The 15,057-nt window shown below is 66.5% G+C and carries 9 protein-coding genes; all 9 read left to right on the top strand.

Annotation, left to right across the window (positions count from 1 at the left end; all coding sequences use genetic code 11):
- Positions 1-373: 373 nt before the first annotated feature.
- Positions 374-937, top strand: a complete 564-nt coding sequence (gene rplJ, locus OG928_RS13745; protein WP_406283485.1) for a 50S ribosomal protein L10 — start codon at positions 374-376, stop codon at positions 935-937.
- Between the two features lie 94 nt (positions 938-1,031).
- Positions 1,032-1,412, top strand: a complete 381-nt coding sequence (gene rplL, locus OG928_RS13740) for a 50S ribosomal protein L7/L12 (protein WP_406283483.1) — start codon at positions 1,032-1,034, stop codon at positions 1,410-1,412.
- Between the two features lie 670 nt (positions 1,413-2,082).
- Positions 2,083-5,562, top strand: coding sequence for a DNA-directed RNA polymerase subunit beta (gene rpoB, locus OG928_RS13735; RefSeq protein WP_406283481.1), 3,480 nt, complete (start codon positions 2,083-2,085; stop codon positions 5,560-5,562).
- 138 nt (positions 5,563-5,700) lie between these two features.
- Positions 5,701-9,576, top strand: coding sequence for a DNA-directed RNA polymerase subunit beta' (locus OG928_RS13730; protein WP_406283480.1), 3,876 nt, complete (start codon positions 5,701-5,703; stop codon positions 9,574-9,576).
- A gap of 147 nt (positions 9,577-9,723) precedes the next feature.
- Positions 9,724-10,176, top strand: coding sequence for a DUF4190 domain-containing protein (locus OG928_RS13725; RefSeq protein ID WP_406283479.1), 453 nt, complete (start codon positions 9,724-9,726; stop codon positions 10,174-10,176).
- Positions 10,177-10,625: 449 nt separating this feature from the next.
- Positions 10,626-11,000 carry a 30S ribosomal protein S12 gene (gene rpsL, locus OG928_RS13720; RefSeq protein WP_020549242.1) on the top strand — a complete coding sequence of 125 codons (375 nt, stop codon included), beginning with the start codon at positions 10,626-10,628 and terminating at the stop codon, positions 10,998-11,000.
- On the top strand, positions 11,000-11,470 hold the full coding sequence (rpsG, locus tag OG928_RS13715) for a 30S ribosomal protein S7 (protein ID WP_161360661.1): 471 nt from the start codon (positions 11,000-11,002) through the stop codon (positions 11,468-11,470). The genes rpsL and rpsG overlap by 1 nt, the downstream gene beginning before the upstream one ends.
- A gap of 42 nt (positions 11,471-11,512) precedes the next feature.
- Positions 11,513-13,642 carry an elongation factor G gene (gene fusA / locus OG928_RS13710; RefSeq protein WP_406283476.1) on the top strand — a complete coding sequence of 710 codons (2,130 nt, stop codon included), beginning with the start codon at positions 11,513-11,515 and terminating at the stop codon, positions 13,640-13,642.
- A 132-nt stretch (positions 13,643-13,774) separates the two neighbouring features.
- A complete protein-coding gene (tuf, locus tag OG928_RS13705) occupies positions 13,775-14,968 on the top strand; it encodes an elongation factor Tu (RefSeq protein ID WP_406283474.1) in 1,194 nt (397 codons plus the stop codon).
- Positions 14,969-15,057 lie beyond the last annotated feature (89 nt).

The raw sequence follows: 15,057 nt of genomic DNA, 5'->3' as shown, positions 1-15,057 counted from the left end.
CGCCGACCACGCCCGCGGCCGACCGACGCAGGCCGGCCCGGACGGCGGTCCGTACCGGCCGATTTGCTCCGAACGAGGCACGTCCCGTACCTTGGCAGCAAGCCAAAGACCGTCGGTCGTTGTCGCCGTGCCGCAAGGTGGGTCGACAAACGAAGGTTCCACTCACCGTGGACGACCTGCGCAGGTGTGAACGTGAGACGTTGCCCCCGAGTCACGCGGATTCCGCGTGGATCGAGGATGTACGCCCCGTGCGCCTGCGCCGGGGCGTTTTCGTATGTGGGCCCCTTCCGCCCTGCGGACCGGCGATTTCATCCGGCACACGATCGACCGACGAGGTCGATCGGCAATCGCATCGCGGAAGGAGGCCAGCCCTATGGCGAGGCCCGACAAGGCGGCCGCGGTCGTCGAGCTCGCGGAGAAGTTCCGTGACTCGAACGCCGCAGTGCTGACCGAGTACCGCGGGCTCACCGTCGCGCAGCTCAAGGAGCTGCGTCGTTCGCTCGGTGAGAACGCGCAGTACGCCGTGGTGAAGAACACGCTGACCAAGATCGCCGCCAATGAGGCGGGCATCGATCAGCTGGACGCCCTTCTCGAAGGTCCGTCCGCGATCGCGTTCGTCACGGGTGACCCCGTGGAGGCCGCGAAGAGCCTGCGTGACTTCGCCAAGGCGAACCCCCTTCTCGTCATCAAGGGCGGCGTCCTTGAGGGGAAGGCGCTCAGCGCCGACGAGATCAAGAAGCTCGCGGACCTCGAGTCCCGCGAGGTGCTGCTCTCCAAGCTGGCGGGCGCCATGAAGGGAACCATGGCCAAGGCCGCGGCGACCTTCCAGGCTCCGCTCACGGAGTTCGTCCGCACCGCGGACGCGCTTCGGGCGAAGGTCGAGCAGGGCGGTGCCGGCGAGCCGGCTCCCGCCGCCGAGGCCGAGACCGCCGAGTAGTTCCGGCAGTCGCGACCCCGGTCGCAGGGGGCAGCGCCCCCGCCAACCCACACCACCCGGCACCAGCCGAATTGATCAGGAAGGACCGCCGATCATGGCGAAGCTCAGCAACGACGAGCTGCTTGCGTCGTTCAAGGAAATGACCCTCATCGAGCTCTCGGACTTCGTGAAGCTCTTCGAGGAGACCTTCGACGTCAAGGCTGCCGCCCCGGCCGCCGTCGCCGTCGCCGGTGGCCCGACCACCCCGGACGAGGTCGAGGTCCAGGACGAGTTCGACGTCATCCTCACGGGTGCCGGCGACAAGAAGATCCAGGTCATCAAGGAGGTGCGCGCCCTCACGAACCTCGGTCTCAAGGAGGCCAAGGACCTCGTGGACAGCGCGCCGAAGGCGCTCCTGGAGAAGGTTTCCAAGGAGGCCGCGGACAAGGCCAAGGCCGCCCTCGAAGGCGCCGGCGCCTCCGTCGAGGTCAAGTAATTCGACGCCGCCCACTCGGGCGGCATCACCGAAGGCGATCGTCCGTCAGGGCGGTCGCCTTCGGGCTTTTCCGGGGACACGCCGAGCCGGGGTCGCGGGCCGACCCGGCGCCGCAGGGGTCTGTACAGACGTGGGCATAACCCTCTCGGCCTCGCTCGAAAGGGTGATACTCCCAACACTCTGAGCAGCCGCCGAACCGCCTCCCACCGGGCCCGGAGCAGGCCGGCGAGGGCGCGCGCCACGGCGCACGAGCGGGGCACGGGCGCTGCCGGCCCGGTCGCTGTCGGACCGGGGGTCTACGGTGTTTTTCAGGCTTCCCGATGCTCCCCGGAGACCCGGTCGGCCGGTGTGACGAGACTCTCGCCGCAGGCGGCACGTTCGGGACCGAGGTCCGGTTTTCTCGGCGCGCGGAAGGGTTCCGTCGGCTCTCAGGGGGGAAGCAACCCCTTGACGAACGGATCGGGGCGCGCAATTCTTCGGACGCACCCCTGAAGCACGGTTGCCGGATGGTTTCTCGTCCGGGTTGATGACCGGCCCTTCATAGGGGCTGGACAGCGGTGTGCCTTGTGGCTACACTGACCCTTTGCGCTGCCTATTGACTTCCCCCGGTGTATGAACCCGGGCCGTCCAGTATGCGCATAGTGAGTCCGAGCCCTCGGAAGGACCCCTCTTGGCCGCCTCGCGCACCGCCTCCGCTACCAACCCCGGCGCCGCCACTGCCCCGCTCCGTATCTCCTTCGCCAAGATCAGGGAACCCCTAGAGGTACCGAACCTTCTCGCGTTGCAGACCGAGAGCTTCGACTGGCTGCTCGGCAACAGTGCGTGGAAGGCACGGGTCGAGGCCGCCCTCGCGGGCGGGCAGGACGTTCCCACCAAGTCCGGCCTCGAAGAGATCTTCGAAGAGATCTCCCCGATCGAGGACTTCTCCGGGTCGATGTCCCTGACGTTCCGGGACCACCGGTTCGAGCCGCCGAAGAACTCCATCGAGGAGTGCAAGGAGCGCGACTTCACGTACTCCGCGCCGCTCTTCGTGACGGCGGAGTTCACCAACAACGAGACCGGCGAGATCAAGAGCCAGACGGTCTTCATGGGCGACTTCCCGCTCATGACGAACAAGGGCACCTTCATCATCAACGGCACCGAGCGTGTCGTGGTGTCCCAGCTGGTTCGCTCGCCGGGTGTCTACTTCGACAGCCAGGTCGACAAGACGTCCGACAAGGACATCTTCAGCGCGAAGGTGATCCCCTCGCGTGGTGCCTGGCTCGAGCTGGAGATCGACAAGCGCGACACCGTCGGTGTCCGCATCGACCGCAAGCGCAAGCAGAGCGTCACCGTCCTGCTGAAGGCGCTGGGCTGGACCGACTCCCAGATCCTCGAGGAGTTCGGCCAGTACGAGTCGATGCGACAGACCCTGGAGAAGGACCACACCCAGGGCCAGGACGACGCGCTGCTCGACATCTACCGCAAGCTGCGTCCGGGGGAGCCGCCGACCCGCGAGGCCGCGCAGACCCTGCTCGAGAACCTCTACTTCAACCCGAAGCGCTACGACCTCGCGAAGGTCGGCCGCTACAAGGTGAACAAGAAGCTCGGGGTCGAGCAGGCGTTGGACGCCGGCGTCATGACGGTCGAAGACGTCATCGCGACGATCAAGTACCTGGTCAAGCTGCACGCCGGTGAGGTCGACATGGCCGGCGCGTCCGGCCAGGAGATCGTGGTCGAGGTCGACGACATCGACCACTTCGGCAACCGTCGCCTGCGCAACGTCGGCGAGCTGATCCAGAACCAGGTCCGCACCGGCCTCGCCCGCATGGAGCGCGTGGTCCGCGAGCGCATGACCACGCAGGACGTCGAGGCGATCACGCCGCAGACCCTGATCAACATCCGGCCGGTCGTCGCCTCCATCAAGGAGTTCTTCGGCACCAGCCAGCTGTCGCAGTTCATGGACCAGACGAACCCGCTGTCGGGCCTGACCCACAAGCGTCGTCTGTCCGCGCTCGGCCCCGGTGGCCTCTCGCGTGAGCGGGCCGGCTTCGAGGTCCGCGACGTGCACCCGTCGCACTACGGCCGCATGTGCCCGATCGAGACGCCCGAAGGCCCGAACATCGGTCTGATCGGCTCGCTCGCGTCCTACGGCCGCGTCAACGCGTTCGGCTTCGTCGAGACCCCGTACCGCAAGGTCGTCGAGGGTCGCGTCACCGACGGCATCGACTACCTGACGGCCGACGAGGAAGACCGCTTCGTCATCGCCCAGGCGAACGCGCCGCTCAAGGAAGACGACGTCTTCGCCGAGGCCCGTGTGCTCGTCCGTCGTCGCGGCGGCGAGATCGACTACATCCCCGGCGACGAAGTCGACTACATGGACGTCTCGCCGCGCCAGATGGTGTCGGTCGCGACCGCGATGATCCCGTTCCTCGAGCACGACGACGCGAACCGCGCGCTCATGGGCTCGAACATGATGCGCCAGGCCGTGCCGCTGCTGAAGGCGGAGTCCCCGCTGGTCGGCACCGGCATGGAGTACCGCGCCGCGGTCGACGCCGCCGACGTGATCACGGCCGAGAAGTCGGGTGTCGTCCAGGACGTCTCCGCGGACTACATCACCGTGATGAACGACGACGCGACGTACACCACGTACCGCGTGCAGAAGTTCATGCGCTCGAACCAGGGCACGTCCTTCAACCAGAAGGTCGTCGTCGACGAGGGCGCGACGGTCGTCGCCGGCCAGGTGCTGGCCGACGGTCCGTGCACCGAAGAGGGCGAGATGGCCCTCGGCAAGAACCTCCTCGTGGCGTTCATGCCGTGGGAAGGCCACAACTACGAAGACGCGATCATCCTGTCGCAGCGTCTGGTGCAGGACGACGTCCTCTCCTCGATCCACATCGAGGAGCACGAGGTCGACGCCCGTGACACCAAGCTGGGCCCGGAGGAGATCACTCGGGACATCCCGAACGTCTCCGAAGAGGTGCTGGCCGACCTGGACGAGCGCGGCATCATCCGGATCGGCGCCGACGTCGTTCCCGGCGACATCCTGGTCGGGAAGGTCACGCCCAAGGGCGAGACCGAGCTGACCCCGGAAGAGCGCCTGCTGCGCGCGATCTTCGGCGAGAAGGCGCGCGAGGTGCGCGACACCTCGCTCAAGGTCCCGCACGGCGAGTCCGGCAAGGTCATCGGCGTCCGCGTCTTCGACCGCGAGGCCGGCGACGAGCTGCCGCCGGGCGTGAACCAGCTGGTCCGCGTCTACGTGGCGCAGAAGCGCAAGATCACCGACGGCGACAAGCTCGCCGGACGCCACGGCAACAAGGGCGTCATCTCGAAGATCCTGCCGGTCGAGGACATGCCGTTCCTGGAGGACGGCACCCCGGTCGACATCATCCTCAACCCGCTCGGTGTCCCGTCCCGCATGAACCCGGGACAGGTCCTCGAGACGCACCTCGGCTGGATCGCCAAGACCGGCTGGACCGTCGAGGGCGACGACGAGGCGTGGAAGGGTCGCCTCCGGGCGATCGCGGCCGACCAGGGTGCCCCCGGCACCAACGTCGCCACCCCGGTCTTCGACGGTGCGCGCGAGGAGGAGATCACCGGTCTCCTCGACTCGACCAACAAGACCCGTGACGGCGTCCGTCTCATCGACGGCACCGGCAAGGCGAAGATGTACGACGGCCGCTCCGGTGAGCCGTTCCCGCACCCGGTCTCGGTCGGGTACATGTACATCCTCAAGCTGCACCACCTGGTCGACGACAAGCTGCACGCCCGGTCGACCGGTCCCTACTCGATGATCACCCAGCAGCCGCTGGGTGGTAAGGCTCAGTTCGGTGGCCAGCGCTTCGGTGAGATGGAGGTGTGGGCGCTCGAGGCATACGGTGCCGCCTACGCCCTCCAGGAACTGCTGACCATCAAGTCCGACGACGTCCTCGGCCGCGTGAAGGTGTACGAGGCGATCGTCAAGGGCGAGAACATCCCGGAGCCGGGCATCCCCGAGTCCTTCAAGGTGCTCATCAAGGAGATGCAGTCGCTCTGCCTCAACGTGGAGGTCCTCTCCAGCGACGGTATGTCGATCGAGATGCGCGACACCGACGAGGACGTCTTCCGCGCTGCGGAGGAGCTTGGTATCGACCTGTCGCGGCGTGAGCCGAGCAGCGTCGAAGAGGTCTGAGGCTCCCTCCCGGGTCCGGCCGTGAGGCCGGCCCCGGGATTTCGACCCCAGTCCTGATGAAGACACACACTGGTGATCACGGCACAGCCCCATCCGTGATCGCCGGGACCAAACCCCGAAAGAGGGATTGACGAAACAGTGCTCGACGTCAACTTCTTCGACGAGCTGCGTATCGGCCTCGCCACCGCCGACGACATCCGCCAGTGGTCGCACGGTGAAGTCAAGAAGCCCGAGACCATCAACTACCGCACCCTGAAGCCGGAAAAGGACGGACTCTTCTGCGAGAAGATCTTCGGCCCGACCCGGGACTGGGAGTGCTACTGCGGCAAGTACAAGCGCGTCCGCTTCAAGGGCATCATTTGTGAGCGCTGCGGCGTCGAGGTAACTCGCGCCAAGGTGCGTCGTGAGCGCATGGGCCACATCGAGCTCGCCGCGCCGGTCACGCACATCTGGTACTTCAAGGGCGTGCCCAGCCGCCTCGGCTACCTGCTCGACCTCGCCCCGAAGGACCTCGAAAAGGTCATCTACTTCGCGGCGTACATGATCACGTACGTCGACGACGAGCGTCGTCAGCGCGACCTGCCGTCCCTCGACGCCAAGATCTCGGTCGAGCGGCAGCAGATCGAGCAGCGTCGCGACGCCAGCGTCGAAGAGCGCCAGAAGAAGCTCGAGACCGACCTCGCCGAGCTGGAGGCCGAGGGCGCCAAGTCCGACGTCCGCCGCAAGGTGCGCGAAGGTGCCGAGCGCGAGATGAAGCAGCTTCGCGACCGCAACCAGCGCGAGCTCGACCGTCTCGACGACGTCTGGACCCGGTTCAAGAACCTCAAGGTCCAGGACCTCGAAGGCGACGAGATCCTGTTCCGCGAGATGCGGGACCGCTTCGGCACGTACTTCTCGGGTGGCATGGGCGCGGCCGCGCTCCAGCGCCGTCTGGAGTCCTTCGACCTCGACGCCGAGTCGGAGAAGCTGCGCGAGATCATCCGGACCGGCAAGGGCCAGAAGAAGACCCGGGCGCTCAAGCGCCTCAAGGTCGTCTCGGCGTTCCAGCAGACCCGGAACAGCCCCAACGGCATGGTCCTGGACTGCGTCCCGGTCATCCCGCCGGACCTGCGTCCGATGGTGCAGCTGGACGGTGGCCGCTTCGCGACCTCCGACCTGAACGACCTGTACCGCCGCGTGATCAACCGCAACAACCGCCTGAAGCGCCTGCTCGACCTCGGTGCCCCCGAGATCATCGTGAACAACGAGAAGCGGATGCTCCAGGAGGCCGTCGACGCGCTGTTCGACAACGGTCGCCGCGGTCGTCCGGTGACGGGCCCGGGCAACCGGCCGCTCAAGTCGCTGTCCGACATGCTCAAGGGCAAGCAGGGTCGTTTCCGCCAGAACCTGCTCGGCAAGCGCGTGGACTACTCCGCGCGTTCGGTCATCGTCGTCGGTCCGCAGCTCAAGCTGCACCAGTGCGGCCTGCCGAAGGCCATGGCGCTCGAGCTGTTCAAGCCGTTCGTGATGAAGCGCCTGGTCGACCTCAACCACGCGCAGAACATCAAGTCGGCCAAGCGCATGGTCGAGCGTGCCCGTCCCGTCGTGTGGGACGTGCTCGAAGAGGTCATCGCCGAGCACCCGGTGCTGCTGAACCGTGCGCCGACGCTGCACCGTCTGGGCATCCAGGCGTTCGAGCCGCAGCTGGTCGAGGGCAAGGCCATCCAGATCCACCCGCTCGTGTGCACCGCGTTCAACGCGGACTTCGACGGTGACCAGATGGCCGTCCACCTGCCGCTCTCCGCGGAGGCGCAGGCCGAGGCCCGCATCCTCATGCTGTCGAGCAACAACATCCTGAAGCCGGCCGACGGTCGCCCCGTCACCATGCCGACCCAGGACATGGTGCTCGGCCTGTTCTTCCTGACCTCCGACCGGGAGATCACGAAGGGCGGCGGGCGCAGCTTCGCGTCCACGGCCGAGGCGATCATGGCGTTCGACGCCCGTGAGCTCGACCTGCAGGCGAAGATCGAACTGCGGCTTCCGGCGGGCACCGTCCCGTCGCGTGGTTGGGTCGCGCCCGAGGGCTGGGAGCCCGGCTCGCCGCTGCGCGTGCGCACCTCGCTCGGTCGCGCGCTCTTCAACGAGCTGCTGCCGGCGGACTACCCGTTCGTCGACGAGGAAATCGGCAAGAAGACGCTGTCGATCATCGTGAACGACCTGGCGGAGCGGTACCCGAAGGTGGTCGTGGCGGCAACGCTCGACAACCTGAAGGAGGCCGGCTTCCACTGGGCCACCCGTTCCGGTGTCACCGTCTCGATCTCCGACGTCGTCGTTCCGCCGGCGAAGAAGGAGATCCTGGAGCGCTTCGAGGCCCAGGCCGAGAAGGTCCAGAAGCAGTACGAGCGCGGTCTGATCACCAAGGACGAGCGTCAGCAGGAGCAGATCCAGATCTGGACCAAGGCGACCAACGAGGTCGCCGAGGCGATGAACGCGAACTTCCCGAAGACGAACCCCATCTTCATGATGGTCGACTCGGGTGCTCGCGGAAACATGATGCAGATGCGTCAGATCGCGGGTATGCGTGGTCTGGTGTCGAACGCCAAGAACGAGACGATTCCCCGTCCCATCAAGGCGTCCTTCCGTGAGGGTCTGTCCGTCCTCGAGTACTTCATCTCGACGCACGGTGCCCGTAAGGGTCTGGCCGACACCGCGCTGCGCACCGCCGACTCGGGTTACCTGACCCGTCGTCTGGTGGACGTCTCGCAGGACGTGATCGTGCGCGAGGAGGACTGCGGCACCGACCGCGGCCTCGTCCTGTCGATCGCGACCCGCGGTGCCGACGGCGTGCTCCGCAAGGACGACGACGTCGAGACCAGCGTGTACGCACGCAACCTGGCCGAGGACGTCGTCGTCGACGGCAAGGTGCTGGCCCCGGCCAACGCCGACCTCGGTGACGTGATCATCAACCACCTCGTCGCCGAAGGCGTCGAGTCGGTGAAGACCCGCTCGGTCCTGACCTGTGAGTCCAAGGTCGGCACCTGCGCCATGTGCTACGGCCGTTCGCTCGCGACCGGCAAGCTCGTGGACATCGGCGAGGCGGTCGGCATCATCGCCGCCCAGTCGATCGGTGAGCCCGGCACCCAGCTGACGATGCGTACCTTCCACACCGGTGGTGTGGCGGGTGACGACATCACGCAGGGTCTGCCGCGTGTCGTCGAGCTCTTCGAGGCGCGCACCCCCAAGGGTGTCGCCCCGATCAGCGAGGCGGCCGGTCGGGTGCGCATCGACGACACCGAGAAGACCCGCAAGCTCGTCGTGATCCCGGACGACGGTTCCGAGGAACTGGCGTACGCGGTCAGCAAGCGCTCGCGCCTGCTGGTCGAAGAGGGCATGCACGTCGACGTCGGCCAGAAGATGCTCGTCGGTGCGGTCAACCCGCACGACGTGCTGCGCATCCTCGGCCAGCGCGCGGTCCAGATCCACCTCGTGGCGGAGGTCCAGCAGGTCTACCGCTCGCAGGGTGTGTCGATCCACGACAAGCACATCGAGATCATCATTCGGCAGATGCTCCGCCGCGTGACGATCATCGAGTCGGGCGACGCCGAGCTGCTTCCGGGCGAGCTCGTCGAGCGCGGCCGCTTCGAGACCGAGAACCGTCGCGTGATGTCGGAGAGCGGGCACCCGGCCTCGGGCCGTCCGCAGCTCATGGGCATCACGAAGGCGTCGCTGGCCACCGAGTCGTGGCTGTCGGCGGCCTCCTTCCAGGAGACCACCCGAGTGCTGACCGACGCGGCGATCCACGCCAAGTCGGACCCGCTGCTCGGCCTGAAGGAGAACGTGATCCTCGGCAAGCTCATCCCGGCCGGTACGGGCATGCCCCGCTACCGCAACATCCGGGTCGAGCCCACCGAAGAGGCGAAGGCCGCGATGTACTCGATGTCCGGGTACGACGAGGCCGACTACTCCGCCTTCGGCACCGGCTCCGGCCAGGCCGTTCCGCTGGAGGAGTACGACTTCGGCGGCTACCAGGGCTGATCCGTCCGTAGCGTGCGACAGGGCCGCCATCCCCTCGGGGGTGGCGGCCCTGTCACATGTCCATACCTCTGTGTACGGTGACGGCTCCGCTGCGCCGCAATAGATGCGACGATGCTCCCATCGCGCAGTCCCACCCCGGGAGAACCCATGAGCACCCCTGGCGGGCCCGACTACGGTCCCTACCAAGAGCAGCCCTACGGCGACGCGCAGGCCCCGTACGGCGGGCAGCCGGTATACGGCGAGCAGCCCGCGCCGTACGCCCAGCAGCCGCCCTACGGCTACGGCTACTACCAGCAGCCCGGTTACGGCGGCTACATGCCGCAGCCGGGCACCAACGGCCTCGCGATCGCGGCGATGATCCTCGGAATCGTCTGGATCTACTGGCTGGGCAGTCTGCTCGCGGTGATCTTCGGCCACATCGCGCTGTCCCAGACCGCCAGGACCGGTCAGCAGGGCCGCGGCATGGCGATCGCGGGCGTCACCCTCGGCTGGGTGGGGATGGCCGGTCTGGCGATCCTGATCGTGGTCCTCGTCGCCGACTCCAACGACAGTTATTACGACTACATGAGCCTGTTCGGCGCCCTGCGCGCCGCTCTCTGAGCCGCGTCCCGGCCCCCTCCGGGGGTCGGGACGCGCGCTCGTTCGCCACCGGCCCCAATGCCGGGTACGGTGGGGCTCGGAGGGTGATGTACCGCCCTGAACGATTCGGTGCTCCACCAGCGTGAGAGCGCCGGATTCCATGTCGTGGCGGGGGTCTTTCTTTTCGCTTTGACCTCTGCTGCTGTGGTAGGTAGTCTCTCTCCTTGTGCCTGGGGTGTCCCCGGGCTCTTGTGCCTGCGCTCACCGCAATCCTTCTCGGATGCGTGCGTGAGAGGGCCCGAGAGACCGACCCACAGCTTCCAAAAGCAAGCACATCCCCAAGACCGGGCGACACGCCCGACCGCGGGGGTCGGACTTGCGGAAGCACCGGCGTCGACCGGGATGCAGGCCGATTCAGACATTGCAGTCGCTTCAAAAAGACCGCTCGGCACGAAGAAGACGGAGACGCGGTGCCCACGATCCAGCAGCTGGTCCGAAAGGGCCGCCAGGACAAGGTCGACAAGGCCAAGACTCCGGCGCTCAAGGGGAGCCCGCAGCGTCGCGGCGTGTGCACCCGTGTTTACACGACGACGCCGAAGAAGCCGAACTCGGCGCTTCGCAAGGTCGCGCGTGTGCGCCTCACGAGTGGCATCGAAGTGACGGCCTACATCCCCGGTGAGGGTCACAACCTCCAGGAGCACTCGATTGTGCTCGTTCGTGGTGGTCGTGTGAAGGACCTCCCGGGTGTCCGCTACAAGATCATTCGTGGTTCGCTCGACACCCAGGGTGTCAAGAACCGCAAGCAGGCGCGCAGCCGCTACGGCGCGAAGAAGGAGAAGAGCTAATGCCGCGTAAGGGTCCTGCCCCCAAGCGACCGGTCATCATCGACCCGGTTTACAACTCGCCGTTGGTCACCTCGCTGGTGAACAAGGTCCTTTCGCACGGCAAGCGCTCCGTCGCAGAGAAGATCGTCTACGGCGCACTCGAAGGCTGCCGCGAGAAGACCGGTACCGACCCGGTCATCACGCTCAAGCGTGCCCTCGAGAACGTGAAGCCGACCCTCGAGGTCCGCAGCCGCCGTGTCGGTGGCGCGACCTACCAGGTGCCGGTCGAGGTCCGTCCGGGCCGCTCCACGACCCTCGCTCTCCGCTGGCTCGTCGGCTACTCCCGCGCTCGTCGCGAGAAGACGATGACCGAGCGTCTGATGAACGAGCTCCTGGACGCGAGCAACGGTCTCGGTGCCGCGGTCAAGCGCCGCGAGGACACCCACAAGATGGCCGAGTCCAACAAGGCCTTCGCGCACTACCGCTGGTAGTTCCACCCGCAACGACGAGAAGCCGAGAGAAGACAAGCCACGATGGCTACCACTGCTCTTGATCTGGCCAAGGTTCGCAACATCGGAATCATGGCCCACATCGACGCGGGCAAGACCACCACCACCGAGCGGATCCTGTTCTACACCGGGGTCAACTACAAGATCGGTGAGGTTCATGAGGGCGCTGCCACCATGGACTGGATGGAACAGGAGCAGGAGCGCGGCATCACCATCACGTCTGCCGCGACGACCTGTCACTGGACGCTCGAAGACGTCGATCACACGATCAACATCATCGACACCCCGGGCCACGTCGACTTCACCGTCGAGGTGGAGCGCTCGCTGCGCGTGCTCGACGGCGCCGTCACCGTCTTCGACGGTGTCGCCGGCGTAGAGCCGCAGTCCGAGACCGTTTGGCGTCAGGCCGACCGGTACGGCGTGCCGCGTATCTGCTTCGTGAACAAGCTCGACCGCACCGGCGCCGAGTTCCACCGCTGTGTCGACATGATCGACGAGCGGCTGGGCGCGGTTCCGCTGGTCATGCAGCTCCCCATCGGCACCGAGATGGACTTCCAGGGCGTTGTCGACCTGGTCGCCATGAAGGCGCTGGTCTGGTCGGCCGAGGCCGCCAAGGGCGAGATGTACGACGTGGTCGACATCCCGGCCACGCACACCGAGGCCGCCGCCGAGTACCGCGGCAAGCTGCTCGAGACGATCGCCGAGTACGACGACGAGATGATGGAGCTGTACCTGGAGGGCAAGGAGCCCACCACGGAGCAGCTGATGGCCGCGATCCGTCGCGCCACCATCGCCTCGACCAAGGGTGACAACAAGGACAAGCCGACGTTCACTCCGGTGTTCTGCGGTACCGCGTTCAAGAACAAGGGCGTTCAGCCCCTGCTCGACGCGGTCGTCCGTTACCTGCCGTCGCCGCTCGACATCTCGGGCATCCAGGGTCACGCGGTGAACGACGAAGAGAAGGTCATCGTTCGCCAGCCGAGCGACGACGAGCCCTTCGCCGGTCTCGCGTTCAAGATCATGCGCGACCCGCACCTCGGCAAGCTCACCTTCGTCCGGGTCTACTCGGGTGTCCTCGAGGCCGGCAGCTTCGTGCTGAACTCGGTCAAGGGCAAGAAGGAGCGCATCGGCAAGATCTACCGGATGCACGCGAACAAGCGTGAGGAGATCCCGTCGGTGGGCGCGGGCGACATCATCGCCGTGATGGGTCTCAAGGACACCACCACCGGTGAGACGCTCTGCGACCCGGCGAACCAGGTCATCCTGGAGTCGATGACGTTCCCGGCCCCGGTCATCCAGGTCGCGATCGAGCCGAAGTCCAAGGGCGACCAGGAGAAGCTGGGTGTCGCCATCCAGTCCCTCGCCGCCGAGGACCCCTCGTTCCAGGTGCACACCGACGAGGAGACCGGCCAGACGATCATCGGCGGCATGGGCGAGCTGCACCTCGAGGTGCTGGTCGACCGGATGCGGCGCGAGTTCCGCGTCGAAGCCAACGTCGGCAAGCCGCAGGTGGCCTACCGCGAGACGATCCGCAAGGTCGTCGAGCGTGTGGACTACACGCACAAGAAGCAGACCGGTGGTACCGGTCAGTTCGCCAAGGTGCAGATCGCGCTCGAGCCGCTCGAGGGCGACGCGTACGAGTTCGTCAACAAGGTCACCGGTGGCCGCATCCCCAGGGAGTACATCCCCTCGGTGGACGCGGGCGCGCAGGAGGCCATGCAGTACGGCGTACTCGCCGGCTACCCGATGGTCGGCGTGCGACTGACGCTGATCGACGGTGGCTACCACGAGGTCGACTCGTCCGAGCTCGCGTTCAAGATCGCCGGTTCGCAGGCGTTCAAGGAAGCGGCTCGTCAGGCCGGCCCGGCTCTTCTCGAGCCGATGATGGCCGTCGAGGTCACCACGCCCGAGGACTACATGGGCGATGTGATCGGCGACCTCAACTCGCGTCGCGGCCAGATCCAGGCCATGGACGAGCGCTTTGGTGCGCGCGTCGTCAAGGCCTTGGTCCCGCTGTCGGAGATGTTCGGCTATGTCGGCGACCTCCGCAGCAAGACCTCGGGTCGCGCGAGCTACTCCATGCAGTTCGACTCCTACGCCGAGGTTCCGAGGAACGTCGCCGAGGAGATCATCGCCAAGTCGCGCGGCGAGTAATCACCGCCTCAGCGGCACCAGCGATACCAGGGGGACCCGGAGTCCGTCATCGGGCTCCGGTGACCCCGCCCCGGCTCACCCCCGATACCCGACGTCGTACGGCGTAAAGAACCAGTCCACAGGAGGACCCCAGTGGCGAAGGCTAAGTTCGAGCGGACTAAGCCGCACGTCAACATCGGCACCATTGGTCACATCGACCACGGTAAGACGACGCTGACCGCGGCGATTACCAAGGTGCTGCACGACGCGTACCCGGACCTGAACCCCTTCACGCCGTTCGACCAGATCGACAAGGCGCCGGAGGAGCGGCAGCGCGGTATCACGATCTCGATCGCGCACGTCGAGTACCAGACGGAGAACCGTCACTACGCGCACGTCGACTGCCCCGGGCACGCCGACTACATCAAGAACATGATCACCGGTGCCGCGCAGATGGACGGCGCGATCCTCGTGGTCGCCGCCACCGACGGCCCGATGCCGCAGACCAAGGAGCACGTGCTCCTGGCCCGCCAGGTCGGCGTTCCGTACATCGTCGTCGCGCTGAACAAGGCCGACATGGTGGACGACGAGGAGATCCTGGAGCTCGTCGAGCTCGAGGTGCGCGAGCTCCTCTCCGAGTACGAGTTCCCGGGCGACGACCTCCCGGTCGTGCGTGTCTCGGCGCTCAAGGCGCTCGAGGGCGACAAGGAGTGGGGCGAGAAGCTTCTCGGCCTCATGGCCGCCGTCGACGAGGCGATCCCGACCCCGCCGCGTGACACCGAGATGCCGTTCCTCATGCCCGTCGAGGACGTCTTCACGATCACCGGTCGTGGCACGGTCGTCACCGGCCGCATCGAGCGTGGCATCGTCAAGGTCAACGAGACTGTCGACATCGTCGGCATCAAGGAGACCAAGACCACCACCACGGTCACCGGCATCGAGATGTTCCGCAAGCTGCTCGACGAGGGCCAGGCGGGCGAGAACGTCGGTCTGCTCCTCCGCGGCATCAAGCGCGAGGACGTCGAGCGCGGCCAGGTCATCATCAAGCCGGGTTCGGTTACGCCGCACACCGACTTCGAGGCCCAGGTCTACATCCTGTCGAAGGACGAGGGTGGCCGTCACACCCCCTTCTTCAACAACTACCGGCCGCAGTTCTACTTCCGTACGACGGACGTGACCGGCGTTGTGACCCTCCCCGAGGGCACCGAGATGGTCATGCCCGGTGACAACACCGGCATGGACGTCGCGCTGATCCAGCCGATCGCCATGGAAGAGGGCCTGCGTTTCGCCATCCGCGAGGGTGGTCGTACCGTGGGCGCCGGCCAGGTCGTCAAGATCAAGAAGTGATGAAATCCCGCCCGCCGGTCCTCTGGGTCGGCGGGCGGGGCTTTGTCCGGATCGATTCCACCCCCTAGGTGGGACCGGATATCCATTGC

Origin of the sequence: Embleya sp. NBC_00896, assembly GCF_045207785.1 — a bacterium.
Taxonomy (GTDB): domain Bacteria; phylum Actinomycetota; class Actinomycetes; order Streptomycetales; family Streptomycetaceae; genus Embleya.
Note: the sequence above shows the minus strand (reverse complement) of the source record. Positions and strands in the feature narration are given on the sequence as shown.